The sequence below is a fragment of the Rhizobium sp. BK212 genome, from assembly GCF_014197475.1.
Classification (GTDB): Bacteria; Pseudomonadota; Alphaproteobacteria; order Rhizobiales; family Rhizobiaceae; genus Rhizobium; species Rhizobium anhuiense.
On the sequence record NZ_JACIFS010000001.1, the window covers coordinates 189,131 to 212,430 of the forward strand.

Here is a 23,300-nt window from a genome sequence, read left to right on the forward strand (position 1 = left end):
TCCTGTTCCAAGCCAGTATCGCTTCGAAAGAATGCAATCCGTGACCAGTCTTCGTCTTCCCACCTATTTCGTCAGTCATGGCGGCGGCCCCTGGCCCTATATGAGCGGCGAGTTCCGTCGCAACTTCGACAAGCTCGAGCAGTCGCTGATCGAGATGCGGGCCGAACTCGGCGATGCGCCCAAGGCGATCCTCATGGTCTCGGCGCATTGGGAGGAGCAGGGCTTTGCCGTCTCCTCCGGCGAAAGACCGGGGATGCTCTACGACTTTTACGGCTTCCCGGAATATCTGTACCACGTCAAGTACGGCGCTCCGGGCTCTCCCGAACTCGCGCGGCATGTCCGGGAATTGCTGAAGGCCGGCGGCATCGACGCCTGGCTCGATCCCGCCCGCGGCTTCGATCACGGCACCTACGGCATCATGCAGCCGCTCTACCCCGAAGAAGACATGCCCGTGGTCCAGCTCTCCATCCATGCCAGCTACGATCCCGCCGTCCACCTTAAGGTCGGGCGGGCGCTGGCGCCGTTGCGCGACGAGGGCGTGCTGATCATCGGCGGCGGTCTCAGCTATCACAATCTGAGGGCTTTCCAGGATGGCAGCGGACGCGAGCCATCCCGGCAATTCGATGCCTGGCTCCAGCAGACGCTGCTGCGTTCGCCGCCCGAAGAACGTGCCGAGCGGTTGTTGAACTGGGAGCGGGCGCCGCTCGCCCGCGCCGCGCATCCAAGAGAAGATCATCTCATCCCGCTGATGGTCGCGGTCGGCGCCGCAGGGAGCGAACCGGGCGCCGTCACCTATCACCAGACCGATTTTGCCGGCGGGCTCACCGCATCCAGCTTCCGTTTCGGCGCAACACCACGGCCCATCCTTTCCAAGGGAGACCTGCAATGACCGACAATACCCTGAAACCGATCCTCTACTTCAAGCAGAACTGCCCGTTCTGCTTCAAGGTCCGGCTGTTCCTGCTCGAAGCAGGCTTGAACGAAGACGTCGAGATCCGCGAATTTGTCTCCGGATCGCCAGCCGAGGACGACATTCGAGCCGAGCTCAGCCCGCACTTGGACAAGGTGAGTTTCCCCGCCGCCCGGCTCGAACCTGGCCGTTACATTGCCGAGTCGGATGACATCGTCGCCTTCCTAGCGGCAAAGGCCGGCCGCGAACCGGCTTCCATGCCGGCATTCACCAACTATGTCGAAGGCCCTCTGAAGCTCGTGATGAACCTCTGGAAAGAGAACATCGAGCTCAAGGCGGCGGCCGCTTGAACATCAAAACCATCATTCAGGAGAAATACCGATGCCAGACACGACCAAGTGGACGCCTTATATCCTCGCCATTTTGCGGATCGTCACCGCGCTGCTGTTCCTTGAACATGCCACGATGAAATTCTTTCAATTCCCGGCCGCCATCCCGGGCATACCGTCACCTTTGCCCACGATGATCCTCGTCGCCGGTGCAATCGAGGTCATCACTGGCCTGCTGATGACGGTCGGCTACTACACCCGCGTCGCCGCCTTCATCGCTTCGGGCGAAATGGCCGCCGCTTACTGGATGGCGCATGCGCCGCAAAGCTTCTGGCCGGCGCTCAACATGGGCGAGTCCGCCATCTTGTTCTGCTTCGTTTTCCTTTATCTCGCCTTTGCCGGCCCTGGCCGCCTGGCAATCGACAATGCAGCGAAGCAGACGTCGCTCGCGAGAGCCTAAGCCCTCGACCTCCGCACTCCCGCTGTGCAGCGGGAGTGCCTTCAGATGACTGCGCGCAAAGATCCATCTGGACACTATTATGGACACATGTTCTATAAAGTGGACAGATTTGACGGGAGCGGGCGATGCATCTTTCCATGTGGACTTATCCCTGGGACATCCAGGATCAGGGGCTTGGTGCGTTTGCCGCCGAGCTTGACGGCCGCGCGGGCCTGAACACGGTCAGCCTGGCGACCTCCTATCATGCCGGCCGTTTCCTTCAGCCGCGCAGCCCGCAGCAGAAGGCCTATTTTCCCGAGGACGGAACGGTCTATTTCCGGCCGGATGAAAATCTCTGGCAGGACAAGCTGATCCGGCCGCTGATGGCCGGGAATGTCACTGAGCGCGGCGACATGCTGGATGCGCTCGTCAGGGCGCGCGATGCGACGGGCCTCAAGGTCTCCTGCTGGACGGTCTGCCTGCACAATAGCCGCCTCGGCATGCTGCATCCCGATCATGTGACGCGAAACGCCTTCGGCAATGCCAACTACTACAATCTCTGCCCCTCCAGCCCGGCGGCGCGGGACTATGCCGTCACCCTCGTGCGCGACATCACGACGAACTACTGGCCCGACATGGTGGAACTCGAGAGCCCGAACTTCATGGGCTTCGCGCATGAATACCACCACGAAAAAGACGGCGTCGGCCTGAATGCCGAAGACGATTTCCTGCTGTCGCTCTGCTTCTGCGACCATTGCACGGCGCGCGCCGAAAAGGCCGGCGTGCCGGTCGAAGGCGCGCGCCGCTCGGTCGCGCGCTTCATCGCCGAGCTCTGCGAAAGGGCTGTCCCGGAACCGCAGTTCCCGGACTTCCCGGCAGCCGGCATCGATGCCTTCCGCGACCATCCCGACCTGCATGCCTATCTCACCTGGCGCAGCGAGCCGGTGACCAGCCTGATCGGCGAAATCAAGGCGGCCGCCGACCCGGCGACACGCGTCGTGCTGATCGACCTGAAGGACGGCTGGCTCGGCGGCGTCGATCTCGCAGCCGCCGGCAAGCTCTGCGACGGGGCGATCCTATGCTGCTACGACATGGCGCCTGATGCCATCGGCGATGTCATCCGGACCGGCCGGGCGGCAATCGGGCCGGACAAATTTCTCGGGGTGGGCCTGCGCGTCTTCTATCCCGAGGTGAGCGCGGCTGCGGTGCTGGCAGCGCGTGCCAGGGCCGCCGTCGATGCCGGCGCTGACGGCGTGAACTTCTACAATTACGGCCTGATCCCGGCCAAACGTCTCGACTGGGTCAAGGCGGCAGTCGACGCCATCACTTGAGCAGATCGGCGCTCTTCAGGATGTGACGGGTTCGGCGACCTGGATCAGGCAGTCGCCGGCCTGGCTGTCGCAATGCAGCCTGTGGGAAATGACGATGCCGCTCTCGGCAAAACGCAACTCTTCCTCCGGCTGCTCCAGCCGTTCGAGATCATGATACCATCCGGCCAGATCGCCGGCGGCAACGGTGGCGCCGAGGGCAACAGCCGGCTCGAACCAGCCTCGGCGGTGCGCATAGATGCCTTGGCTGTGCCGCGATAGCGACAGCAACTGTAACGGCCCGGGCTCGGCGAGCGGTACGCGCGACAGGACCGGACGCTCGATAATGCCGAGTGTGACGAGCAGCCGGTCGATCGCCACCGCCGTGAAAGCCATTGTCTCAGGCGTCACGGTGCCGCCGCCGCCGAACTCGCCGGAAAGACCGACGGTTCCGGCCCTTGCCGCAGCGCCCATCGATGTCGGCGCCGTCGGCCCGTTATCGGCGATGAAGGCATGCGACGCACCCATTGCACGCATCAGCGAAACGGACCGCTCGAAGCGGGCGGCATCGGCCTGCCGCTCGATCAGCGTGCAGGGAAGGTGCGCCATGGAGGTGCCGCCCGAATGCAGGTCGAGCACGGCGTCATGACGCGGAAAGAGTTCATGTTCGAGGAAATGCGCCATCCGCGCCGTCGGCGAACCGGTTGGATCACCGGGAAAGGCCCGATTGAGGTTGCCGCCGTCGAAGGGCGAACAGCGCTTGGCCGCCATCACCGCCGGCAGGTTCGCCATCGGCAGGATGGTGACGGCGCCGCGGATTTCGGCGGCATCCAACAGCCGCATCAACCGTCCGAGCTGCAGTTCACCCTCATACTCGTCGCCATGATTGCCCGCCATCAGCAGCAAGGACGGCCCCTCGCCATTTTTGAGGCGAAGGACCGGAATGCGGATCTGATAATAGGGCGAACGGTCGACCGAATAGGGAATGGCGAGGTGACCGGCCTGCCGGCCCTCGCACGAAAAGTCGATCGGATTGACGAGGCCGCTATGCATGATCTCTCCAGTGCGGACGGTTGCGATGCCGTTACAGCGCGGCGATCGCGGTCATTTCAACACGCAGATCGGGATCGGCGAGACGAGCTTCGGTGCAGGCGCGGGCCGGCGGATTTTCGATGTCGATCCAGCTATCATAGACGCTGTTCATCGCCTCGAAATCGACGATCGCCGGCAGGAAGACGTTGACGGCGATGAGGCGCGAACGGTCGATCCCAGCCTCCTTCAACAGGGCGTCGATCTTGCCGAGCACATCGCGGGTCTGGTCCTCAATGCCCGCCTTGCGATTTTCCGCGACCTGGCCGGCAATATAGACGAGACCGCCGTAGCTGACGGCTTGGCTCATACGCGAACCTTTCTGATAACGCTGGATCATAAGCGGGTTTTCCTTTTCTTGCTTTTTGGAGGGAGAGTTCAGCCGAAGCTGGTCAGATAGGCCGCCGTCACCGAATGGTCCGGATCGAGCCCGTAAAGGATGGCATGCCGGTCAAGGCAGGTGCAGGGATGCGAGATGCCGTACTCGATGACGTCGCCGACCGAAACGTCGCTGCCATCGGCAAGTGCCACGAAGGCGTGCTGATCGTTAAGGCGAAACACTTCGGCGCCTTCGAGATCGGCAAGATGCGCACCATTGCGGTAGAGCGCCAGCGGCCGCGGCAGGCCCTGGTCCATCGCCACGTCGCGCATGCCCATGCCGCAGATTGCAAGCCGCGGCTCCGGCCGCGACAGCACCTCGGCCCAAACCCGCAGCGCCGGACGGAAACCCGCAGCCGCGGAAATCATCTCGCCGCCGATGCGCAAGCCGCCGCGTGCATCGAGGCCGGCAAGGCCGCGCTCGTAGATGCCGTGATCGTGGAAGAAGATCGCGCCGCTGCGCAGCACCAGCCGACAGGCCGGATCGGCCGCAACGGCGGCTGAAAGCCTGGCAACCACAAGGTCGAAAAACACCGAGCCGCCTGCCGTCATGAGGAGCGGCCGCTCGTCGCCGATGCAGGCGCGCAGCTTCGGCAGGAAATCGGATGTCACCGCCATCAGCGAGTCGATGCGACGCATCGTCTCTTGCGCATCGGCGGTCGCCGCCGCGCCCTCATAGGCGGCGATGCCGGTCAGCCGGAAGGTCGGAGTCTCCACGGCAAGGATCGCCTCGAGAATTGCCTCGGCGGCGTCGGCGCTTCGGGCACCGGCGCGGCCGGCGCCGAACTCCACCAGCAGGCCGAGAGGCGGCAGATCGGCACGTTCCCGCCATGCGGCGCAAAGAGCCTCGACGAGCGCCGTCGAATCCACGAAAATATGCAGTTCCGCATCGGGATATTGGCCGAGCAGGGCCGCCAGCCGTCGGGCGGCGGCAGCTCCACCGATCTCGTTGGCGAGGATCAGCCGACGCTGTCCGGCCTTGAGCAACACGGCCGCCTGACGGATATCGGCGACCGTCGTGCCCCAGGCGCCTGCGGCCAGAAGCGCCGCCGACAGCGCCGTCGACATGGGCGTCTTGGCGTGCGGGGCGATTTCGGCGCCATGGCTCTTCACATAGATCATCATCAGTTCGGCATTGTCGGAGAAAGCCTGCTGGTCGAGCGAGATCAGCGGCAGGGCCATCCTGCCGTCATAGGGCTTCCATCCTTGCTTGCCGATGGCATCCAGCGGGAGCGGCGGATTGCCTGGCGGAAAGCCGCGCACCTGCTCGTCGATCAGTAGGTTTTCGGTCGTGGTATGAAGGTCAGACATGGCAGTCCCTGATCTCGGCCGGATCGGCGATGCCGAGGCGATAGGTGTCATTGGCGGTGGCAAAGAACAAAGCGCGCTGCTCGTCGTAAGAGAGCTGCGCGGCGACCGTGCGGAAAACCTGATAGACCTCGTCGAAAGAGGCGTGCAGGCCGGCGACCGGAAAGTCGCTTGCGAACATGGCGCGTGTCGGGCCGAAACAATCGAGACAATGCTCGATCACCGGCCGCAGGCTTTCGAGCGTCCATTGGTTGTCGTAGGCGACGAGGTCGGAGATCTTCAGGCGCACGTTCGGCTCGCTGCCGAGCGCCCGCAGGCCACCGCGCCAGAGCGTCATGCCATCCGCCGTCCGGTCGGTGGGGCTACCGCCGTGATTGAGCACGAAAAGCGTTTGCGGAAAGGCGCGCACCAGGTCGAGCGCCTCGCTCATCTGCCAGGGATAGAGCATCAGGTCGAAGACCAGCCCGAGCCGCGTGGCGTGCGCCAGGCCCGCCCGCCAGGCGGGATCGCTCATGCAGTTGGCGCGCGACGCAAAACTCTTCGCCACATCGGGATGCCAGCTCAAAATATCGCGGATGCCGACGACGTTGGGATTTGCCGCTTCCGCCTCGAGCAGGCGCATGGCGTCCGGCCCGTCGAGGGGAACGCGCGCGATATAACGGTGCGCCACGCCGGAACTGCGGTCGAGGCCATCCAGCCAGCGGCTCTCTTCCAGCGGATACGCAACGGACCAGCCGGCCTCGACATGCACCGTGGCAACCACATTCTGGCGGGCAGCATCGGCGCGATAATCGTCGATGCCGTAGTTGCGCAGGATCGGCGCCAGGCTTCCGAAAACCATCTCTTCGCCTGATGCCCGCGCCTTCTGAAGCCAGGGATGACGTTCCATCCTAAGGTCCCAGAGGTGATGGTGCGCGTCGATCACCGGCCCGTGATAGAGTTCCGTCATCGGCGCGCCTCCCGGCCGGAAACCAGCAGAAGGGCGAGGATCAACGTGCCGAACATGATCGACCGCCAGCCGGGCGAGGCATTGACGACCGTGATCAGCGCCGTCGTCGTCACAAGCAGGATCGCCCCCGGAACGGTCCCGGCATAGGTGCCGCGGCCGCCGAGGATGGAGGTGCCGCCGAGCACGACGGCGGCGATCGAGGTCAAGAGATAGGGGTCGCCGATGCCGACATAGCCCTGCCGGTTCATGCCGAGGACGAGAATGCCGGTAAGACCGGCGAAAAAGCCCGACAGGGTATGGCCGACCAGCGTGTTGCGCGTGACGCTGACGCCGGAAAGCCGGGCCGCCAGCGGGTTCGCCCCAAGCGCCAGGAAACGGGCGCCGATCGGCATGCGGTGGACGAGCAGCAGGACGACGATCGAAACGACGAGCCACAGGATGATGCCCGAGGGGATGCCGAGCGGCCGCGCCTGCCCGAGCAGGATGACCGCCGGATTGCTGACAGTGACGGCGCTGCCGCCGGCGATGATGACGAGCAGGCCCTGCAGGAAGGTCGCCATGGCAAGCGTCATGATGATCGGCGGCACGCGAAGATAGGCAGCACCGGCGCCGTTCATCAGGCCGATGCCGGTGGCGATGGCAAGGGCCGCCACGATGCCGGCAAGGCCGGTCGGGTCCCAGGCCGGCGAAATCAGCGGCAGCAGGATCGCCGTGACGGTGATGACCGCTCCGACGGAGAGATCGATGCCGCCCATCAGGATGACGAGCGTCTGCCCGGCGGCGGCAATGCCGATCACCGCGGCGAGTTCGAGCAGGTAGCGCAGGTGGCCATAGGCGCCGAAACCACGCAGCGAGAGGCTTGCGACGATCCAGACGAGTGCGACCAGAAGCAGGGTCAGGAGCGGCGGATTGCGGAACGCGGATCGGATCATGTTCATCGCCTTGCCCTCCATACCCCAAGAAGTTCCGGAACAGCGACCGCCCCAACGATGATCAGCCCTTGCGCGACATATTGCGCGACCGGCGGGAAACCCAGGAAGAACATGACGTTGATCATGACCGAGAGCAGCAGGCTGCCGCAGATCGCGCCGCGCATCGTGCCCTTGCCGCCGAGGAAACCGACGCCGCCGAGCACGGCGGCGGCGATCGAGTTCAGCGTGAAGGGCGTGCCGATCACCGGATCACCCGAGCCGGTCTGCGCGGCGACGAACAAACCGGTCAGCGTTGCAAGCAGACCGGACAGCGCGAAGGCTGCGACCTTCACCCGCTCGACCGGGACGCCGGAGCGGAATGCGCCGACCGGATTGTCGCCGGCCGCGTAGATGCCGAGGCCGAGCGGGGTTGCGAGAAAGACCTTCCAGAGCACGAGGATCACGATGAGCAGCAGGAAAGCGACGGGCGTGTGGCCGGCCAGCGTGGTCGACAGCCAGTCGGGAATGAACCCGCCCGGCCGCGGCAGCAGGATGAGTGCCACACCGCCGATGATGAAGGAGCCGGCAAGCGTGACGATGATCGCCGGCAGCCTCAGATACGTGACGATGGCGCCGATGACGGCGCCGATCGAAAGACCGGCGAGCGAGACCGCGAGAATGCCGCCCGGCACGCCGAGCGCTCCTTCCATCGTCGTCGCGGCGATCACCGCTCCAAGGCTGACGAGCGGGCCGATCGCCAGCGTGATGCCGCCGTTCAGCATGAGCAGCGCCTGCGCCATGGTGACGAGCGCCAGCGGGAACCAGTTCTGCGTGAACTTGGAGAAGCCGCCGATGGAAAGGATGCCGGGAAAGAGCAGCGCATAGAGGATGAGAAAGGCGGCGACGACCAGATAGAGACCGGCAAGGCCGCGGTTGCGGCGGAGCTGGATCGAGCCGTAGAGCCGGGATGATGAAATTGTGCTCATGCCGCCTCTCCCTGCGTCGCGGTCGCGATGCCCATGGCCGCGCCGACGATCGCCCCTTCGCTGATCGCATCCTGCGACAGCACCGCCGCGACGCGCCCCTCGCGCAGAACCACGACACGGTCGCAAAGATGCACGAGCTCCGGCGTATCGGAACTGGCCAGGATGACGAGCCGCCCCTCGGCGGCGAAAGCGCGGAGCATGAGGTAAATTTCCCGCTTGGTCTCGATGTCGACGCCGCGCGTCGGATCGTTGAGCAGCAGAACGGAAGGATCGAGCGGCAGCCATTTGGCGAGCGCCACCTTCTGCTGGTTGCCGCCGGAAAGCGCCTGCACCGGGCGGGCCGTGTCGCCCTTGATCGTCAGCCTGCGCGCGAGATCGGCGACCAGGCCGTTTTCCGCCGGCCGGTCGCGTAAGCCGTTGCGAGCGAGCCGTCCGAGCGAGGGCAGGATGAGATTGGATGCGATGGAGTGGGGCAGCACCAGCCCCTCATGCTTGCGGTCGGCAGGGACATAGACGATGCCCGCCGCATTCGCCTCGCCGACATCGGCGGGCAGGGCGGGTTTGCCGGATACTTCCGCGCGAGCGGCTGAGGCTGGAATCGCGCCGTAAAGGCCGAGCAGCAGGTCTTCCTGCCCTTGTCCGACGAGCCCGCCAATGCCGACGATCTCGCCGGCGCGGGCGGAGAAGCCGACGTCACGCACCATGCCGGCGGAGAAACCTTCGACGCTGATGCGTGTTTCGCCGGACTTGGTGGCGGCGCGCGGCGGGAACAGGTCGCCGGTCTCGCGGCCGACCATGAGGCGCACCAGGCCCTCGCCGTCGATGCCGGAGAGCGACTGGTCGGCGGTGACCAGGCCGTCCTTCAGCACCGTGACATGCGAGCAGAGCGCCTGCACCTCATTGAGGCGGTGGGAAATATAAAGAAGTGCCGTGCCGCGGTCCTTGAGCGTCTCGATCAGACGGGCAAGGATGCCGGCTTCGTGGGCGGAGAGCGACGAAGTCGGCTCGTCCAGGATCAGCACGCGCGGCTTGCGGAACAGCGCCTTGGCGATCTCGACCATCTGACGGCGGCCGAGCGCGAGATCGGCGACCGGCATGTCGAGCGCTTCGGTAAGCCCGACCATGTCGCAGACATCCGACACGCCGCGATGAAGCGCTTTGTAATCGATCAGACCGAAGCGGCGCGGAAATGCACCGAGCCCGATGTTTTCGGCAATCGACAGACTGGCCGTCAGGCTCAGCTCCTGCTGAACGACGGCGATACCTGCCGCGCGCGCCGCCGCCGGGCTGAAGCGCCCGACGGGCTTGCCATCGACGAGGATGGAACCGCTGTCCGGCTGGAGAGCACCGGACAGGAGGTTGATCAATGTGGATTTGCCGGCGCCGTTTTCGCCGAGCAGGGCGTGAACCCTGCCCGGCAGAAGGGCGATATCGACGCCCTTCAAAACGGGATTGCCGAAAAATCCCCTGAACACCTGCCGGGCTTCCAGCAGGGGTCGTTCTTCCGTCATGACGGCTTTCCTCAACCCGAGTTACTTGGTCGGATTATTTGGGCGGATTACTTGGCGAGCAGCTTGTCGAAGAGCGCCTGGTCGTAATCGGAGTAGATATAGCCGTCAGCCGGGAACTTGTCGGCCCGGGCGAGGTAGCTGCCGATCGTGCTGTCGTCGATGACGGGCAGCGGCACCTTGACGAAGGCCGGGACATCCTTGCCTTGCAGCGCCTGCACGGCGGTATAGACGGAAAGCGCGCCGAGCCAGTTGGGCTGCATCGTCGCCCAGCCCTTCAGGCCCTTCTCCTTCCAGAGTTCCAGGAACTGCCGGGCGTTTTCACCGGTCGTCGGCACCTGCTCGCGGCCCTGACGCTCGAAGGCAAGGACCGAGCCGGCCGACAGCGCGCCACCGAGCGACAGCACGCCGTCGATTTCGGGATTGGCAAAGAGCAGGCTGGTCATCGCTTCCTGCGCCGGCGCGACATTGTATTCCGTATTCGTCTCGGTGATCACCTGGAGACCCGGATTGGCATCGAGGACCGGCTGGGCGCCTTTGCGGCGGTCGTCGCTCACCGAAATGCCGGCCGGGCCGTTCATGATGATGATCTTGCCCTTGCCGCCGAGCTGGCTGACCATCCACTTGGCAGCGGTCGCGCCCCATTCGTTGGAATCGGTGTTGATCTTGGCGGTCACCTTGTCGGTATTGACAAGGCTGTCGAAATTCACGACGGCGATGCCCTTGTCGCAGGCATCCGATATGACGCGGTCGAGCGCATTGGAGGAACCGGCGATCACGACGATGGCGTCGACATTGGCGTCGATCATCGACTGAATATGCTGGATCTGCGTCTGGGCGTTGCCCTGCGCGTCCGTGATCATCAGGTCCTTCACCAGGCCCGCCTTCTTCAGCTCCTCCACTTCAGCCGTGATGGTGCCTTCGGTCTGCTTCATCCAGGTCGGCACCGAATAGATGTTCGCCCAGCCGATCGTATAGGGCGCCTTCCTGTCACCTTTGATGCAATTGGCGGCGGCCGAGGCCGTGCCTGTGGAAAAGACGAGGAGGGCCGCCGCGGCGGCAGCGCCCGCAAGAAGGCGGCGCAGCGAAGCAGAAATGCTGTTTTCAAAATTCTTCATGTCGATCCCCTTTTTTGTGAGCGGCAGCGTTGACGGCTTGCCATCTTTGTCCAATATATTGTACATATGATCTATATACCGGACGAGGTGATCTTATGCTGATTTTTCTACCCCGCAAGAGGGGTGGAAAAATTTCATCCGCGATGAATGACCGGATCGATTGACAGATGCGGCAGAGGGCTTGAAAAGCTTGGCCGGACAAAAAAGGATCGAAAGAATGGATGCAGTTCAGGACGAAGCAGCCGGCAAGCGCGCCCGAGGGCTCGACCGCGCCTTCGAGATCCTCGATTTCCTGCGCCAGAAGCGGCAGGCCTTGAAGCCAAACGAAATTGCCGCGCAGATCGGCGCGCCGCGTTCATCGGTTTACGAACTCGTCAACCTGCTGCTGAGCAACGGCATTCTGGAATTCACCGGCGGCGAGGGGCGTGTCTATCTCGGCCGCAAGCTCTATTTCCTCGGCGCAGCCTATGAGAACCATTTCGATTTCACCCGCGAATGCGAGGCCGCACTGGAACAGCTTGCCGACGAGACGCGGGAAACGGCGCAGTTCTGCATGCTGGATGGAAACAGATATACGGTCGTGCGCATGCGCGAAGGCGCACGCCCCTTCCGCATTTCGACGGATGTCGGCCAATCGGTGCCGATCCCGTGGACGGCGTCAGGCCGCTTGCTCGTCGCGCATCTGTCCGATCAGGACATTCTGAACTTCATTCCGCCGCAGGATTTCCGCCTGCCGAACGGCGAATGGCTGGAGCCGCAAACCTTCATCGCCGAAGTGCGCCAAGCCGAGCGTGAAGGTCTCTTCACCTTCAACAGCATCGTCGACAGCTTCACCCATTGTTTTGCCGTGCCGGTGCGCGGCGAAGAAGGCCATGCCGCCGCAACGCTCTGCCTCGTCACCCCGCGCGACGACGGCATCGCCAACCGCGACCGCTACCTCGACTGCCTGAAGAAGGCCGCCGCCGGACTGGATCATGCTCCGACCCGGCCCAAACGAGGCTGAAGCCTGAGCAAATCAGGATATTGATATCCGGCGGCACGGACATTCGTGCGAGGGAACGCCGGATGATCTCCTTATCACCGCCCCAGGCGGCTCTTTGTCACGCCTGTAGAATGCCGCCTGTCGGCCTGCCCTATAATTCGAGGGGCGGCGGCCTCGATCGTTCAATTTCGAGTTTCAAGCCGATCCCGGAAATCTATTCACGCTTCCTCCGAAACTATGAAATTAAGTTTCTCTATAAAATTTATGGAGAACGTATCTTAGTGGTCCAACAGCGCGTTTATACTTGGCCTTGGGGAAGGCCAGACTGTTGACGGCAACCGGAGAGGACGCGACATGACACGGAAAATCAGGCTTGGGGCATTTCTTCCCGGTGGCGGACAGCATGTTGCCTCATGGCGGCATCCCGACCAGCCGGCCGACGGCGCGACCAGTTTCGAGTTCCACAAACGCCTCGCTTTGACGGCCGAGCGCGGGCTCTTCGATGCCTATTTCCTCGCCGACGGACTGGCCGTCGGTTTCGGCGGGGCGCGTGAAGGCGGCAATGCCCGCGTCGCCGGCTTCGAACCGGTGACCCTGTTTTCCGCCCTTGCGCCTTTCACCACCCATCTCGGCTTTATCGCCACGTCCTCGACGACCTACGAGGAGCCTTACACGACCGCCCGCAAATTCGCCTCGCTGGATCTGATCTCGGATGGCCGCGCCGGCTGGAACGTCGTCACCACGACGGGCGACCTGACGGCGCAGAACTTCAACCGCGACACCCAGCTTCCGCATGCCGACCGATATCGCCGTGCCGCCGAGCATGTCGACGTCGTCCGCAAACTCTGGGAAAGCTTCGAAGACGACGCCTTCATCCGGGACAAGGATACCGGCGTATTCTTCGACCCGTCGAAGCTGCACGACACCGACCACCGCGGCGAACATTTCAGCGTGCGCGGTCCGCTCAACGTCTCGCGGTCGCCGCAGGGGCATCCCGTCATCGTCCAGGCCGGCCAATCCGAAGACGGACGCGGACTCGCCGCGGCAACGGCCGAGGTCATCTTCACCGCCCACCAGCATATCGAAACCGCCCAGGAGTTCTACCGGGACATCAAGGCCCGCGCCCGCGGTCTCGGCCGAAACCCGGATCACATCCTGGTCATGCCCGGCGTATCCGCTTTCGTCGGCAGGACCGAGGCGGAGGCACGCGAGAAATACGACCGCCTGACCTCGCTCATCGTCGAAGAGGACGGGATCGGCCTCCTCAATGGCCTGACCGGCGGCACGCTCGATCTGCACGGTTATGACCTCGACGGGCCTCTGCCGCCGGCGCCGCCGACCGAAGGCATGAAGAGCCGCCAGGCGCTCATCCGCCAGATCGCCGATGAAAACAACTTCACCATTCGCCAGCTCTATCAGTGGATCGCATCCGCCCGCGGTCACTACACCATCGTCGGAACGCCCGAGCAGATCGCCGATACGCTGCAGAACTGGTTCGAGAACGAAGCCGCCGACGGCTTCAACATTCTGCCGCCCTGGCTGCCGACGGCGCTCGACGATTTCGTCGATCTGGTCATCCCGGAACTGCAGCGCCGCGGCCTGTTCCGCACCGCCTATGAGGGCAAGACGCTGCGGGAGAACCTCGGCCTGCCTTTCCCGACCAATCGGTGGACTGCAGGACATGCAGCTCTCCAGGCGGCAGAGTGAGGAGCGGCCATGACCTATGAAATCAACCAGACTCTCCCGAGAAGCTTTGGCCGCCTGAAAAACAGCGAAAGCCATATTTCCATTCTCGCCTCCCGCCTGCGCGGAGTGCTCGCATCGCTTTTGCCGCGCTACGGCCTTCTCATCGGCTTCCTCCTGTTCTGGCAGGTGTCGAGCACCAGGGGCTGGGTCAATCCCGCCGTCTTCCCGCCCTTGAACGTGATCCTGTCGGCCCTTTGGACCAATCTGGCCAACGGCGCGCTGCTCGATGACATCGCCATCAGTCTGCAGCGATCGGGAACCGCTTTTGCCTTTGCCGTCGCAATCGGCATTCCGCTCGGCCTGTTCATGGGCCAGTTTCGCTTGGTCGAACAGGCGCTCGATCCGATCCTGCAGCTCTTCCGCCAGACCTCGGCGCTGGCGCTCTACCCGGTCTTCATCCTGCTGCTCGGCCTCGGCGAAACATCGAAGATCTTCGTGATCTTCTGGGCGACGCTGTTTCCGGTCCTGCTCGCTACGATCGGCGGCGTCAAGGAAGTGGACAAGAAGCTGATCGAGATGGCGCGGACCTACGGCGCCGGGCCGCTGACCATCTTCCGCCGCGTCATCCTGCCGGCCTCGGTGCCTGCAATCTTCGTCGGCCTGCGCCTTTCGGCGACGACTGCGCTTCTGCTGTTGATTGCCGCCGAGATGATCGGCGCCAACAAGGGCATCGGTTTCCAGGTCATGAACGCCCAGTACAATTTCCAGATTCCGCTGATGTTTGCGGCGATCCTTCTGCTCGCCTTCCTCGGGCTTGCCGCCAATGCCTTGCTCGTTCTCCTGCAGCGCCGCCTCTGCCGCTGGTCTCAGCCGGGCCGTTGACTGCTTCCACCGATTTTCCTCTTCCGAAAAGGACCACCACATGACATTCCATCCCCGCAACCTCCTTCTGCCGGCCGTGATCGCTCTCGGCCTTGCCACACCGGCCGCAGCCACCGACACGGTGAAGCTGCGCTACCTCGCCAGCCAGGGCGGCCTTGCCGCCCATGAACTCGCCGCCGAGCTCGGCTATTTCGAAGGCACGGGCATCACGCTGGAAAATGTCGGCTATGCCCAGGGCGGCCCGGCCTCCCTCATCGCTCTGGCATCCGGTGACGTCGAGATTGGCAGCGCTGCAACCTCCGCCGTCCTGAACTCGATCATCGGCGGCAATGATTTCGTCGCCGCCTATCCTTCGAACGGCATCAACGACGAGGTGCAGTCGACCTTCTACGTGCTGGAAGACAGCCCGATCAAAGGCATCAAGGACATTGCCGGCAAGAGCATCGCGGTCAATACGCTCGGCGCCCATCTCGACTATACCATCCGCGAGGCCTTGCATTCCGTCGACCTGCCGACCGACGTCGCCAATCAGGTCGTCGTCCCCGGGCCGCAGCTCGAGCAGGTGCTGCGTTCCAAGCAGGTCGATATCGCCGCCTTCGGCTATTGGCAGACGACCTTCGAGGGTGCAGCGCTGAAGAACGGCGGTCTGCGGGCGATTTTCGACGATACCGACGTGCTTGGAGACATTGCCGGCGGCTTTGTGGTACTGCGCCGCGATTTCATTCAGCAGCATCCGGAGGCTTCGAAGATTTTCGTCGAGCAGTCGGCCCGCGCCCTCGACTATGCCCGCGAGCATCCTGAGGAAACCAAGAAGATCCTGGCCAAGGCGCTCAGCGAGCGTGGCGAGAACGCGGATATCGCACAGTATTTCCGCGGCTACGGCGTGCGCGCCGGCGGCCTGCCGGTCGAGCGCGACATCCAGTTCTGGATCGACGTCCTGGTTCGCGAAGGCAAGCTGAAGCAAGGCCAGCTGGCGGCCAAGGACATCCTCTTTGCCGCCGACGCCAAGCCGGCAAGCAACTGAGGAACCGTGATGAGCATCGCTGAGGACACGAGCCGCGGAGAGGTAACGATCCGTCACCTCTCCAAATCCTACAAGTTGAACGGGACACAGCTAGAGGTTCTCAAGGATATCAACCTCCACATCCGCTCCGGCGAAAGCCTCGCCATTGTCGGCGCCAGCGGCTCGGGCAAGACGACCCTGCTCAGGGTTCTGGCAGGTCTTGAGGATTCCGACACGGGAGAGGTTCTCGTCGACGGCAAGGCGGTGTGCGGCGTCGGCGCGGAGCGCGCCGTCATCTTCCAGGAACCGCGGCTGCTTCCCTGGCTTGATGTGCTCGACAATGTCTCCTTCGGGCTGGAAACAAGAGGTCTGTCACGTGAGCAGGCGAGGGCGCGGGCGCGCCATTATGTCAAGCTCGTCGGCCTGCAGCAATTCGAGGCGGCCTATCCCCGGCAGCTCTCCGGCGGCATGGCCCAACGCGTCGGGATCGCCCGGGCGCTTGCCGTCCAGCCGGAGATCCTGCTGCTCGACGAACCGCTCGGCGCGCTCGACGCAATGACCAAGATCGGCATGCAGCAGGAGCTAGCACGGATCTGGCGCGATGAGGATGTCACCACCATTCTCGTGACCCACGATCTCGAGGAAGCGATTTATCTCGCCGACCGGATCCTGATCCTGCCACGGGAAAAAGGCAGCGAGCCGCGCCTGATCGAAATCGATCTGCCCCGTCCTCGCGACCGCAGCGCCCCGGAATTCGTCCGACACCGCGAAGAGTTGCTGAACCTGTTCGGACTGCACTGACATCTTCAGTCGTCAGCGCGCGCCACATGGAACCTGTTCCATGTGGCGCGCCGCAGTAGCAGGAGCGAGGGAGAGAACATCAGCGGACCGCTATTGCGCCCTGCTCTTTGAGCCGGCGGTGAGATACGGCCGCCGATCCAGTTCCGCCGACCGGTAGGAACTGCGCAGCCGCAGGAGATCCTTGCGGGCGATCAGGCCGCACAATTTCCCTGAGGTCGGATCGACGATCGGAATGCGTCCGTCGCCGGTCGACAGCATCAGGTCGGCGATGAATGCGACCGTATCATCCGGATGCCCGACAGGAACGGACGCGTCTGTCACATTTTCCGCAAGCGTCTGTCCGGCGAGGTCCAAATTCCCCTGCCAGAGCAGGGCGTCAGCCCTCGATACGATGCCTGCCAATTTGCCTCCTGCATCGACCACCGGATAGATCCGGTGCGTTTTCTCCAGCGAGGCAAAGAAGTCGCACGCCTCTCCCACCGTCATGGTGACCGGAAGCGTATCGACATCGCTGATCATGATCTCCCTTGCCCGCGATAGCTCGAACGGATCGACGCCATATTCGCGGGTGATATGCTGGCCGCGGCGTGCGATCTTCTCGGTGAGGATCGAGCGGCGCAGCAGCAAAACCGTGACGGCATAGGCCGTAACCGTTGCGGCAAGCAGCGGAACGAGCGTGCTGATGTCGCCGGTGATCTCCATCGCGAAGAAGGTTCCCGTCAGCGGCGCGCGCATGGTTCCGCCCATCATCGCCGCCATGCCGAGCAGCGCCCAGAAGCCGGGATCGTTGCCCGGCATAACAAGCCCGACCAGCCATCCGAGAGCGCCGCCGAAAATCAGAAGCGGTGCAAGCACGCCGCCCGAGGTGCCCGACGACAGGGCAAACAGCCAGATGACCGTCTTCACCAGCAGGATCGACATCACAGCCGGCGCGAGCAGCCGGTTGTTGAGCAAGCCATCGATGATGTCGTAGCCGACGCCCATTGCTCGCGGTTCAATCAGGCCGCCGAGGCCGATGACGAGACCGCCGAGCATCGGCCACCACATCCAGTGGATCGGCAAGGCCTCGAACAGATCCTCGATCCGGTAGAGCAGTGTCGTCAGCAATCCCGATTGCAGGCCTGAGATGATGCCCATCGCCGCACAGGCGAAAATCCCCCACCAGGGCAAGTCTGGCTGAAAGTGGGTCGGGAACAGCGGACCGGTACCGAACAGCAGCGGACGCCAGCAGATCGATACGCAAGCGGCGACGGCGACCGGAATGAAGCTGCGCGGCTTCCATTCGAACAATAAGAGTTCGACCGCCAGCATGACCGCGGCGATCGGCGAGCCGAAGATCGCCGTCATGCCTGCGGCGGCACCCGCGACGAGCAGCGTCTTCCGCTCTGCGGCACTCATGTGGAAGAATTGGGCGAACAGCGAGCCGATCGCACCGCCGGTCATGATGATCGGCCCCTCGGCGCCGAACGGACCGCCGGTTCCGATGGAGATTGCCGATGACAGCGGCTTGAGGATCGCGACCTTCGGTGACATCCGGCTGCCGCCGATCAGGATGGCCTCGATCGCCTCCGGAATGCCGTGGCCGCGTATCTTCTCCGACCCGAAGCGGGCCATGAGCCCGATGACCAGTCCGCCGAGCGGCGGAACCAGAACCACCCATAGCGAGCGCGGCACCGCAGCCAGAGAGGCGGGCCGGATGCCGATCTGCCCGAACCAGATGGCATTCGTCACCAGCGCGATGAGGCTGACGAGACACCAGGCGGCAAACGCGCCTGCCGTGCCGACAATGATGGACATGCCAACCAGCAGGAGGACCCGCCGGTCGGTGGTGAAATCTCCGGCCTCACGCCGGGAAAGACCGCCGGTGAAATCGTGCGGCCGGTTGCTTGGTTGATGCTGCGCCATGGAAGCCTCTGCTACGCGGAACGGATACGCTTGAGGGGCGTCAATATATCGTGATACGATATAAATCAAGGGACGAAAACATGAAGACGATCATGTCTCATAAGATGCCTCCCTTGACCGGCTGGCGACTGCCCCTCTATTCGAGATGGCCGAATGGCTTCCAACCTGGGCAGCCGCTGCGGCAAAGGAGAATGGCTTTGAAGAAGACCGCGCCGCCGCTCAGACAGGAAGATTACCAGGCTCTCGCCGACCTCCGGTTCGCGCTTCGCCAGTTCATGGACTTCAGCGCCTCCGCCGCCCAGTCGGAAGGACTGCCGACGCAACAGCATCAGGCGCTGCTGGCGATCAAGGGACAACGCGGCGGTGCCGTAACCATCGGCATGTTGGCCGAGCGGCTGATCATCGCGCCGCATACGGCGACCGAACTTGTCGGGCGGCTGTCGGATGCCGGATTGGTCGAACGTCATGCCGATCCGGCCGACAGGCGCCGCCAGACGATTCTGCTGACCGACAAGGCGGACGCGCTGCTGACGCGGCTGAGCGCCGTCCATCTTTCAGAAATACGGGAGATGGCGCCGAAGCTGATCAAGCTCCTCCTCGAACTGCAGAAAACGGCGCCGAAAGCTGAATAACAGTCGCCGCGGCGCGGCCTACGTGCCGCGTCAACTCAAGAGCGTCTTCTTGAGCCGATGGATATGGGCGGCGCCGATCCCGCAGCAGCCGCCGATGATCGTCGCGCCGGCTTCGGCCCAGGAGCAGGCGTAACGCGAATAGGCATCGTCATTCAGATCGTTGCGGGTTTCATGCAGCCCTTCATTGGCGGCCGCTTCGCCTGTTTCCCCTTCGAAGGCGTTGGCATAGACGCCGATCTCGATGGAAGCGTCCATTGTCCGGAAGACGCGCGCCGCCGTCTCCACGGCCGCCTGCATGACCTCGGGCTTGCTGCAATTGAACAGGAAGGCTTCAGCGCCCGATGACACCGCCCAGGACGCCGCGTCAGCGACGGTTTCGCCGGAGCGAAGCTTCGGTTCGCCGCCTCCGATGGCTGCCTCGTCATCCGCCAATGTGAAGGAAATCCAGAACGGCTTGCCTGATGCCGCCACCGCGTTGCGGACGGCCTCCGCCTCGGCGATCAGGCTCAGCGTCTCGCCGAGCCATATATCGACGAAGGGGCCGAGGTTCTCGACGAGCACCTCGAGATAGTCCTGCACCCGCGACGGCTGAAAGTTCTGTGGCTCGTATGAGCCGAAGATCGGTGGCAGCGAGCCGGCGACCAGCACCTTGCGATGCGAGACGGCATCTGCCGCCTCGCGGGCTAACCGACCGGCGAGACGGATCAACGCCGGCCCTTCCTTCCAAAACCGATCCTCGCCGATGTGAAAGGGCACCAGCGCATAGCTGTTCGTCGTCACGACCTCGGAGCCGGCGGCAATGAATTCCTGGTGGACCTTGCGAACGATATCAGGCGCGTTGATCAGCGCCAATGCCGACCATTCCGGCTGTTTCAGTTCGGCGCCCAGCCGCAGCAGCTCGCGGCTCATGCCGCCATCGAGAATTCGCGTCGTGCTCATGAAGAGGTCTCCATTCAGGCCGTCGCGCCGTGGCCGGCGGCGGGCTTTTCATAACAAAGTGGGCGAGATGCACGTGGTTCGTGCGCGAGGTAGTTCATGGGCCAGTCCCTTTCCGTCCGCCTAACGGCGAACCGGCACCTGCGCTTCGAGACCTCGGAAGACGCGGGCGACCACTGCGGTCAAGGCGAGATAAAAGAGGGTGACGACCAGCAGCGGTTCATAGACGAGCAGCGTGTCCTGCCGGACCTTGTTCGCCACGGCATAGAGATCCATCACTGTCACCGTAAAGGCGAGCGGCGTCGCCTTGAGCTGCATGACGATCTCTCCGGCAATGGTCGGCAGGGCGATGCGAATGGCGCGCGGCAGCCAGATGCGGCGGGTCAGCATCCAGGGCGACAGGCCGAAGGCCCGGCCGGCTTCGAGCTCACCCTTGGGAACGGCGAGCAGCGCGCCGCGCAATACCTCCGCCTCATAGGCCGCATAGTTCAGGGTGAAACTGACGGCGGCGAAGAAGAAGCCCTCGCGCAGGATCGGCCAGAACAGGCTCTGGCGGATACCGGGGATCATCGGCAGCAGCGATCCCACCCCATAGTAGAGAAGCCACAGCTGTATCAGCAGCGGCGTGCCGCGGAAGAAGGTGCAGTAGCCCCGCGCCAGTAGCCGCGTCAGCCTGCCGCCGCTGACTTGCGCGAAGGCGAGGCCGATGGCGAGGGCAAAGCCGAACACCACAGAGATCACCAGCAGGCAAATGGTCTGCCAGGCGCCCGTCAGAAGCAGCGGCCAATAGGAAGAGATCCAGGTGAAACTCATGGGGCGCTTTCTTCAGGCAAGGCGCGGCTGCCCCCGCCGTACCCGCCCCTCGATCAGTTTGAAGACGAGGTTGGAAACGAGCGTGATAGCGAGGTAGAGAAGGGCCGAAGCAAGGAAAAAGACGAAGTAGTGTTTTGTGCTTGCCCCGGCAAGACGGGTGGCGAGCGCCAATTCCTGATAGCCGACGACGGCGACCAGCGCGCTGTCCTTGGTGACCGACATCCACAGATTGGCAAGACCCGGCAGGGCGTTCGGCAAGAGCGCCGGCAGCAGGACGCGGCGAAACCGCAGCACCGGCCCCATGCCGAAGGCCTTGGCAGCTTCGATCTGGCCGACGGGAATGGCGAGGATCGCGCCGCGCAGCACCTCCGTCATGTAGGCGCCCTGCACGAAGCCCAGCACCGCAACGGCCGCGACGAAACCATTCACATTGACCGGTGGCAGGTCGAACACGGCGAGCAGCCGGTTGAGGCCGTCGGTGCCGGCATAATAGAGCCCGACGATCAGGATCAGTTCGGGAACGGCGCGGATCAGCGTGGTATAGAGATCGAGCAGCAGGCGGAGCAGGCGATTGCCCGAAAGCTTCCCCAGCGCGCCGCCCGTGCCGAGCAGGAGGCCGATCGCGAAAGCGCAAGCCGAGATGGCGACCGTGGAGACCGCACCTGCCAAGAGAACGCCGCCCCATCCCGGAGGATAGGGAGACAGCAGGTCCAGAATACCTTGTTGCGCGGTCGCCATTATCGGGATTGCTTACTTCGCGCCGTAGATGTCGAAATCGAAGTATTTCTTGGTGATGGCGTCATACTGGCCGTTGGCACGGACTGCAGCGATGGCCGCGTTCAGCTTGGCCTTCAGCTCCGTGTCTTCCTTGCGCAGGCCGCCCGAAACGCCGGCGCCGAGGATCTCCTTGTCGTCGGCGACGTCGCCCGCCTTTGCGCAGCAATCCTTGCCGCCATCGCTTTTCAGGAAAGCGTCAAGCGCCAGTGAATCGCCGAAGACATAGTCGATACGGCCGGAGGCGAGGTCCTGAAAAGCCTCGTCGAGCGTCTGGTAGGTCTTTTCCTCGGCAGCGCCGGCGAAATACTTCTTGTAATATTCCGACTGGATCGTCGACACCTGGATGCCGATGGTCTTGCCCTTCACGTCCTCGGCGGTGGCGCCCGGCTTCTGGTCCTTGGGACCGATCAGGGTGCTTGGCGTGTTGTAATATTTGTCGGTGAAGTCGATCACCTTCGAGCGTTCCGCGGTGTTCGACATCGACGACCAGATCACGTCGAACTTCTTGCTCTGGAGCGCCGGAATGAGACCGTCCCAGGAAATGTCGACGATCGAGCATTTCTCCTTCATCTCTTCGCAGACGGCATTCATCAGGTCGATTTCCCATCCCTGCCATTGGCCCGACGCGTCCTTGGCGAAGAAGGGCGGATAGGATTCGTTCATGACGCCGAAGCGGACTTCGGCCTGTGCGGTGACGGCGGAAAGCACGAGTGCCGCGCCGGCGAAAAGCGTGGGGAGCAGTTTCATTCGCAGGATTCTCCTGGTTTGTGTTGTCGATGAGAGAGCGGTCGGCATCAGTGGGCGCTGAGACCGGTGAATTCCCGGCAGCGGGCGCTGACCGGCGCCCCGAATATCTGCTCCGGCGGACCTTCCTCCTCGATCCGTCCTTGATGCAGGAAGAGAACACGGCTCGAGACATCGCGGGCAAAGCGCATTTCATGCGTGACGATCAGCATGGTCCGGCCTTCTTCCGCGAGATCGCGGATGACTTTCAGGACCTCGCCGACCAGCTCCGGATCAAGCGCCGATGTCGGTTCGTCGAACAGCATGACATCGGGATCGACGCAGAGGGCTCTGGCAATCGCCGCGCGCTGCTGCTGGCCGCCCGAGAGGAAAGCCGGATAGGCGTGACGCTTGTCGAAGAGCCCGACCTTGTGGAGCAGGGCCTCGGCTTTTTCGACGGCCTCGCGCCGGGAAATGCCCATCACGTGCACCGGCGCCTCGATGACGTTTTCCAGCACCGTCCGATGAGCCCAGAGATTGAAGCTCTGGAAGACCATTCCGAGCCCGGTCCGGAGCCGTTCGATCTGCCGCCAGCTGCGCGGCTGCAGCCGGCCGTCCCGCCCCATCTTCAGCGCGATCTCCTCGCCGTTCACGGCGATGCGGCCACGATCCGGCGTTTCCAGGAAATTAATGCATCGGAGAAAGGTGCTCTTGCCGGAGCCCGACGAGCCGATGATCGAAATCACATCAGACTTGTGGGCTTGCGCCGAAATACCCTTGAGAACCTCTTGCGAGCCGAAGCTTTTATGAAGATCTTCGACGCGAAGAGCAGGAAAGGGTTGATCCGACATGCATGGTTCCGGCTGGACTGGATTTGCGAAGGATAATGATAAAATAACGCGGTTTTTTCGCGCAATTTTTGTCTCTT

Annotated in this window: 24 protein-coding genes; 10 read left to right on the forward strand and 14 right to left on the reverse strand. The window is 63.5% G+C overall.

Features of this window, described 5'->3' with window-relative positions:
* Nucleotides 1-40 precede the first annotated feature (40 nt).
* The 4 genes from FHT79_RS00925 to FHT79_RS00940 all read left to right on the forward strand — a co-directional run bounded on the left by FHT79_RS00925 (nt 41) and on the right by FHT79_RS00940 (nt 3,009).
* Nucleotides 41-889 carry a class III extradiol ring-cleavage dioxygenase gene (locus FHT79_RS00925; RefSeq protein ID WP_028755785.1) on the forward strand — a complete coding sequence of 283 codons (849 nt, stop codon included), beginning with the start codon at nt 41-43 and terminating at the stop codon, nt 887-889.
* Nucleotides 886-1,260 carry a glutathione S-transferase N-terminal domain-containing protein gene (locus tag FHT79_RS00930; protein ID WP_028755786.1) on the forward strand — a complete coding sequence of 125 codons (375 nt, stop codon included), beginning with the start codon at nt 886-888 and terminating at the stop codon, nt 1,258-1,260. The genes FHT79_RS00925 and FHT79_RS00930 overlap by 4 nt, the downstream gene beginning before the upstream one ends.
* A 31-nt stretch (nt 1,261-1,291) precedes the next feature.
* Entirely contained in the window at nt 1,292-1,699 is a 408-nt protein-coding gene (locus tag FHT79_RS00935) for a DoxX family protein (RefSeq protein ID WP_028755787.1), read from the forward strand.
* Nucleotides 1,700-1,824: 125 nt separating this feature from the next.
* Nucleotides 1,825-3,009, forward strand: a complete 1,185-nt coding sequence (locus FHT79_RS00940) for a hypothetical protein (RefSeq protein ID WP_028755788.1) — start codon at nt 1,825-1,827, stop codon at nt 3,007-3,009.
* A 15-nt stretch (nt 3,010-3,024) separates the two neighbouring features.
* Here the strand turns inward: FHT79_RS00940 and FHT79_RS00945 are convergent, their stop codons facing one another.
* From FHT79_RS00945 to FHT79_RS00980, 8 genes are read right to left on the reverse strand one after another with little or no spacing between them, the layout of a single operon-like run.
* Nucleotides 3,025-4,038, reverse strand: coding sequence for a succinylglutamate desuccinylase/aspartoacylase family protein (locus tag FHT79_RS00945; RefSeq protein WP_183902857.1), 1,014 nt, complete (start codon nt 4,036-4,038; stop codon nt 3,025-3,027).
* A 31-nt stretch (nt 4,039-4,069) separates the two neighbouring features.
* Nucleotides 4,070-4,414: a RidA family protein gene (locus tag FHT79_RS00950; RefSeq protein ID WP_028755790.1), complete on the reverse strand. Its 345-nt coding sequence runs from the start codon at nt 4,412-4,414 to the stop codon at nt 4,070-4,072.
* Nucleotides 4,415-4,452: 38 nt separating this feature from the next.
* Complete coding sequence (locus tag FHT79_RS00955) at nt 4,453-5,763, reverse strand: alanine racemase (RefSeq protein WP_028755791.1); 1,311 nt, start codon at nt 5,761-5,763, stop codon at nt 4,453-4,455.
* Nucleotides 5,756-6,709: an amidohydrolase family protein gene (locus tag FHT79_RS00960; RefSeq protein ID WP_028755792.1), complete on the reverse strand. Its 954-nt coding sequence runs from the start codon at nt 6,707-6,709 to the stop codon at nt 5,756-5,758. Before FHT79_RS00960 ends, FHT79_RS00955 begins: the two co-directional genes overlap by 8 nt.
* Complete coding sequence (locus tag FHT79_RS00965) at nt 6,706-7,647, reverse strand: ABC transporter permease (protein ID WP_183902858.1); 942 nt, start codon at nt 7,645-7,647, stop codon at nt 6,706-6,708. The genes FHT79_RS00960 and FHT79_RS00965 overlap by 4 nt, the downstream gene beginning before the upstream one ends.
* Nucleotides 7,644-8,606 carry an ABC transporter permease gene (locus tag FHT79_RS00970; RefSeq protein WP_028755794.1) on the reverse strand — a complete coding sequence of 321 codons (963 nt, stop codon included), beginning with the start codon at nt 8,604-8,606 and terminating at the stop codon, nt 7,644-7,646. Before FHT79_RS00970 ends, FHT79_RS00965 begins: the two co-directional genes overlap by 4 nt.
* Nucleotides 8,603-10,117, reverse strand: coding sequence for a sugar ABC transporter ATP-binding protein (locus tag FHT79_RS00975; protein WP_028755795.1), 1,515 nt, complete (start codon nt 10,115-10,117; stop codon nt 8,603-8,605). The genes FHT79_RS00970 and FHT79_RS00975 overlap by 4 nt, the downstream gene beginning before the upstream one ends.
* A gap of 47 nt (nt 10,118-10,164) precedes the next feature.
* Nucleotides 10,165-11,232, reverse strand: a complete 1,068-nt coding sequence (locus FHT79_RS00980; RefSeq protein WP_028755796.1) for an ABC transporter substrate-binding protein — start codon at nt 11,230-11,232, stop codon at nt 10,165-10,167.
* 217 nt (nt 11,233-11,449) lie between these two features.
* On the opposite strand from FHT79_RS00980, the gene FHT79_RS00985 reads away from it, so the two are divergent.
* The 5 genes from FHT79_RS00985 to FHT79_RS01005 all read left to right on the forward strand — a co-directional run bounded on the left by FHT79_RS00985 (nt 11,450) and on the right by FHT79_RS01005 (nt 16,586).
* Complete coding sequence (locus FHT79_RS00985; protein ID WP_028755797.1) at nt 11,450-12,235, forward strand: IclR family transcriptional regulator; 786 nt, start codon at nt 11,450-11,452, stop codon at nt 12,233-12,235.
* A 333-nt stretch (nt 12,236-12,568) separates the two neighbouring features.
* On the forward strand, nt 12,569-13,921 hold the full coding sequence (locus FHT79_RS00990) for an LLM class flavin-dependent oxidoreductase (protein WP_028757034.1): 1,353 nt from the start codon (nt 12,569-12,571) through the stop codon (nt 13,919-13,921).
* A 9-nt stretch (nt 13,922-13,930) separates the two neighbouring features.
* On the forward strand, nt 13,931-14,782 hold the full coding sequence (locus FHT79_RS00995) for an ABC transporter permease (RefSeq protein WP_028755799.1): 852 nt from the start codon (nt 13,931-13,933) through the stop codon (nt 14,780-14,782).
* Between the two features lie 40 nt (nt 14,783-14,822).
* Nucleotides 14,823-15,806 carry an ABC transporter substrate-binding protein gene (locus FHT79_RS01000; protein ID WP_028755800.1) on the forward strand — a complete coding sequence of 328 codons (984 nt, stop codon included), beginning with the start codon at nt 14,823-14,825 and terminating at the stop codon, nt 15,804-15,806.
* Between the two features lie 9 nt (nt 15,807-15,815).
* On the forward strand, nt 15,816-16,586 hold the full coding sequence (locus tag FHT79_RS01005) for an ABC transporter ATP-binding protein (RefSeq protein ID WP_028755801.1): 771 nt from the start codon (nt 15,816-15,818) through the stop codon (nt 16,584-16,586).
* Nucleotides 16,587-16,676: 90 nt separating this feature from the next.
* Here FHT79_RS01005 and FHT79_RS01010 read toward each other — a convergent pair whose 3' ends face one another.
* Nucleotides 16,677-18,491: a chloride channel protein gene (locus FHT79_RS01010; protein ID WP_028755802.1), complete on the reverse strand. Its 1,815-nt coding sequence runs from the start codon at nt 18,489-18,491 to the stop codon at nt 16,677-16,679.
* 197 nt (nt 18,492-18,688) lie between these two features.
* Here FHT79_RS01010 and FHT79_RS01015 point away from each other — a divergent pair, with 197 nt between their 5' ends.
* Nucleotides 18,689-19,123, forward strand: a complete 435-nt coding sequence (locus FHT79_RS01015; protein ID WP_028757039.1) for a MarR family transcriptional regulator — start codon at nt 18,689-18,691, stop codon at nt 19,121-19,123.
* Nucleotides 19,124-19,153: 30 nt separating this feature from the next.
* Here FHT79_RS01015 and FHT79_RS01020 read toward each other — a convergent pair whose 3' ends face one another.
* The 5 genes from FHT79_RS01020 to FHT79_RS01040 form a co-directional block, all read right to left on the reverse strand.
* Nucleotides 19,154-20,062 (reverse strand): homocysteine S-methyltransferase family protein, encoded by a 909-nt coding sequence (locus FHT79_RS01020; protein WP_028756213.1) that lies wholly within the window; start codon nt 20,060-20,062, stop codon nt 19,154-19,156.
* Between the two features lie 120 nt (nt 20,063-20,182).
* Nucleotides 20,183-20,872 carry an ABC transporter permease gene (locus FHT79_RS01025; RefSeq protein WP_028756212.1) on the reverse strand — a complete coding sequence of 230 codons (690 nt, stop codon included), beginning with the start codon at nt 20,870-20,872 and terminating at the stop codon, nt 20,183-20,185.
* A 12-nt stretch (nt 20,873-20,884) separates the two neighbouring features.
* A complete protein-coding gene (locus FHT79_RS01030) occupies nt 20,885-21,610 on the reverse strand; it encodes an ABC transporter permease subunit (RefSeq protein ID WP_028756211.1) in 726 nt (241 codons plus the stop codon).
* A gap of 12 nt (nt 21,611-21,622) precedes the next feature.
* Nucleotides 21,623-22,396 carry a transporter substrate-binding domain-containing protein gene (locus FHT79_RS01035; RefSeq protein ID WP_028756210.1) on the reverse strand — a complete coding sequence of 258 codons (774 nt, stop codon included), beginning with the start codon at nt 22,394-22,396 and terminating at the stop codon, nt 21,623-21,625.
* Nucleotides 22,397-22,443: 47 nt separating this feature from the next.
* A complete protein-coding gene (locus FHT79_RS01040) occupies nt 22,444-23,223 on the reverse strand; it encodes an ATP-binding cassette domain-containing protein (RefSeq protein WP_028756209.1) in 780 nt (259 codons plus the stop codon).
* Nucleotides 23,224-23,300: the final 77 nt, after the last annotated feature.

Excerpts from the sequence above, each read along its gene's own strand:
- FHT79_RS00930 (WP_028755786.1), top strand. The coding sequence starts at position 886 with ATGACCGACAATACCCTGAAACCGATCCTCTACTTCAAGCAGAACTGC.
- FHT79_RS00935 (WP_028755787.1), top strand. The coding sequence starts at position 1,292 with ATGCCAGACACGACCAAGTGGACGCCTTATATCCTCGCCATTTTGCGG.
- FHT79_RS00940 (WP_028755788.1), top strand. The coding sequence starts at position 1,825 with ATGCATCTTTCCATGTGGACTTATCCCTGGGACATCCAGGATCAGGGG.
- FHT79_RS00945 (WP_183902857.1), bottom strand. The coding sequence starts at position 4,038 with ATGCATAGCGGCCTCGTCAATCCGATCGACTTTTCGTGCGAGGGCCGG.
- FHT79_RS00950 (WP_028755790.1), bottom strand. The coding sequence starts at position 4,414 with ATGATCCAGCGTTATCAGAAAGGTTCGCGTATGAGCCAAGCCGTCAGC.
- FHT79_RS00955 (WP_028755791.1), bottom strand. The coding sequence starts at position 5,763 with ATGTCTGACCTTCATACCACGACCGAAAACCTACTGATCGACGAGCAG.
- FHT79_RS00960 (WP_028755792.1), bottom strand. The coding sequence starts at position 6,709 with ATGACGGAACTCTATCACGGGCCGGTGATCGACGCGCACCATCACCTC.
- FHT79_RS00965 (WP_183902858.1), bottom strand. The coding sequence starts at position 7,647 with ATGAACATGATCCGATCCGCGTTCCGCAATCCGCCGCTCCTGACCCTG.
- FHT79_RS00970 (WP_028755794.1), bottom strand. The coding sequence starts at position 8,606 with ATGAGCACAATTTCATCATCCCGGCTCTACGGCTCGATCCAGCTCCGC.
- FHT79_RS00975 (WP_028755795.1), bottom strand. The coding sequence starts at position 10,117 with ATGACGGAAGAACGACCCCTGCTGGAAGCCCGGCAGGTGTTCAGGGGA.
- FHT79_RS00980 (WP_028755796.1), bottom strand. The coding sequence starts at position 11,232 with ATGAAGAATTTTGAAAACAGCATTTCTGCTTCGCTGCGCCGCCTTCTT.
- FHT79_RS00985 (WP_028755797.1), top strand. The coding sequence starts at position 11,450 with ATGGATGCAGTTCAGGACGAAGCAGCCGGCAAGCGCGCCCGAGGGCTC.
- FHT79_RS00990 (WP_028757034.1), top strand. The coding sequence starts at position 12,569 with ATGACACGGAAAATCAGGCTTGGGGCATTTCTTCCCGGTGGCGGACAG.
- FHT79_RS00995 (WP_028755799.1), top strand. The coding sequence starts at position 13,931 with ATGACCTATGAAATCAACCAGACTCTCCCGAGAAGCTTTGGCCGCCTG.
- FHT79_RS01000 (WP_028755800.1), top strand. The coding sequence starts at position 14,823 with ATGACATTCCATCCCCGCAACCTCCTTCTGCCGGCCGTGATCGCTCTC.
- FHT79_RS01005 (WP_028755801.1), top strand. The coding sequence starts at position 15,816 with ATGAGCATCGCTGAGGACACGAGCCGCGGAGAGGTAACGATCCGTCAC.
- FHT79_RS01010 (WP_028755802.1), bottom strand. The coding sequence starts at position 18,491 with ATGGCGCAGCATCAACCAAGCAACCGGCCGCACGATTTCACCGGCGGT.
- FHT79_RS01020 (WP_028756213.1), bottom strand. The coding sequence starts at position 20,062 with ATGAGCACGACGCGAATTCTCGATGGCGGCATGAGCCGCGAGCTGCTG.
- FHT79_RS01025 (WP_028756212.1), bottom strand. The coding sequence starts at position 20,872 with ATGAGTTTCACCTGGATCTCTTCCTATTGGCCGCTGCTTCTGACGGGC.
- FHT79_RS01030 (WP_028756211.1), bottom strand. The coding sequence starts at position 21,610 with ATGGCGACCGCGCAACAAGGTATTCTGGACCTGCTGTCTCCCTATCCT.
- FHT79_RS01035 (WP_028756210.1), bottom strand. The coding sequence starts at position 22,396 with ATGAAACTGCTCCCCACGCTTTTCGCCGGCGCGGCACTCGTGCTTTCC.
- FHT79_RS01040 (WP_028756209.1), bottom strand. The coding sequence starts at position 23,223 with ATGTCGGATCAACCCTTTCCTGCTCTTCGCGTCGAAGATCTTCATAAA.